Consider the following 1,680-nt stretch of genomic DNA (forward strand, 5'->3'; position numbering starts at 1 on the left):
GCCCTCGCCACCCTCACCGCCCTCACCCGCGACCTCATCCGCCGCACCGAGGACGGCAGCCGGCCCGGCCTCCGCCTCACCGCCGTACGCCACTTCATCGACGCCGCCACCCAGCCCGACACCATCCACGGCTGGCTCACCGAAGGAACCGTCCCCGGCGGCCCCGAACTCGACCCCGAACTCCGCTGGCGCATCCTCACCCGCCTCGCCGTCCTCGGCGCCACCGACGAGCAGGCCATCGCCACCGCACTCGAAGCCGACCCCAGCGCCACCGGCCAGGAAGGCGCCGCCCGCTGCCGCGCCGCCCTGCCCACCCCCGAAGCCAAGGCCGCCGCCTGGCACGCCATGTTCACCGACGACACCCTCTCCAACTACCTGTTCACCGCCACCGCCCAAGGCTTCTGGCAGCCCGAACAGACCGACCTCGTCGCCGCATACGTGCCCCGCTACTACCCCGACGCCACCGCACTCGCCGTCCGCCGCGGCCCCGCCATCGCCGAGGCCGCCGGCCGCTACGCCTTCCCCGCCTACGCCATCGACGCCGACAGCCTCCACCTCGGCAACCAGGCCCTCGACGACGAAGCGCTCATCCCCGCCCTGCGCCGCAAACTCACCGACCAGATCGACGACCTGCGCCGCGCCCTCACCGTCCGCAACGCCCACTGACCTCCCCCCTCACACAACCCCGCACCACCCGTGCCCGGCCYGCCCTCACCCCGAGGGCAGGCCGGGCACACCCATATCCCCCGGCACCATCGACCTCACCGCCCTCCACCACACCCTCACCCACCACCAGGGACACCACCCCCTCCTCGTCACCGCCACCGCAGGAACCACCGACACCGGCCAGATCGACCCCCTCACCGCCATCGCCGACCTCTGCCACACCCACGGCGCCGAACTCCACATCGACGCCGCCTACGGCGGACCCCTCCTCCTCAGCCCCACCCACCGCCACAAAGTCACCGGCCTCGACCGCGCCCACAGCGTCACCCTCGACCTCCACAAACTCGGCTGGCAACCCGCACCAGCCGGCATCCTCGCCGTCCCCGACCACCACCACCTCCACCCACTCCACCACCACGCCCCCTACCTCAACGCCGACGACGACACCCAAGCCGGACTCCCCGACCTCCTCGGCCGCTCACTGCGCACCACCCGCCGCCCCGACGCACTCAAAATCGCCGTCACCCTCCAAGCACTCGGCCGCACCGGACTCGCCGACCTCATCGACCGCACCTGCACCGCCGCCCACCACCTCGCCGACCTCATCACCAAACACCCCACCCTCGACCTCCACGACCGCCCCACCATCACCACCGTCCTCTTCCGCCCCACCAACGCCGACGACCACACCGTCGCCACCATCCGCCGCWCCCTCCTCACCCGAGGCCACGCCGTACTCGGCCGCACCCACACCCACGGCCACCTCTGGCTCAAAGCCACCCTCCTCAACCCCCACACCACCCCCGACGACCTCAGCCAACTCCTCGACCTCGTCACCCACCTCACCACCGAACTCACAGAAAGCAGCCCCAACCGATGACAGCCCGGACCGACCGGCCCACCCCCGAGACCGATCAGCCCCACGACCTCGTCGGCATCGGCATCGGCCCCTTCAACCTCTCCCTCGCCGCCCTCACCCACGGCCTCCCCCACCCCATCACCGCCACCTTCTAC

The 1,680-nt window shown here is 71.9% G+C and carries 2 protein-coding genes and 1 pseudogene; all 3 read left to right on the top strand.

Annotated elements, in window-relative coordinates:
- A partial coding sequence (locus EAO72_RS42755; protein ID WP_261991311.1) for an ERAP1-like C-terminal domain-containing protein occupies positions 1–666 on the top strand: 666 nt, incomplete at its 5' end.
- A 76-nt stretch (positions 667–742) separates the two neighbouring features.
- A pseudogene (locus EAO72_RS04005) lies at positions 743–1,546 on the top strand (pyridoxal phosphate-dependent decarboxylase family protein); the annotation flags it as partial.
- Positions 1,543–1,680 (top strand): SidA/IucD/PvdA family monooxygenase (locus tag EAO72_RS43975; protein ID WP_148016403.1); only part of this gene is annotated, 138 nt, incomplete at its 3' end. The pseudogene EAO72_RS04005 and the gene EAO72_RS43975, both read left to right, overlap by 4 nt.

It is taken from the genome of Streptomyces sp. OR43, from assembly GCF_008042275.1.
Taxonomy (GTDB): domain Bacteria; phylum Actinomycetota; class Actinomycetes; order Streptomycetales; family Streptomycetaceae; genus Streptomyces.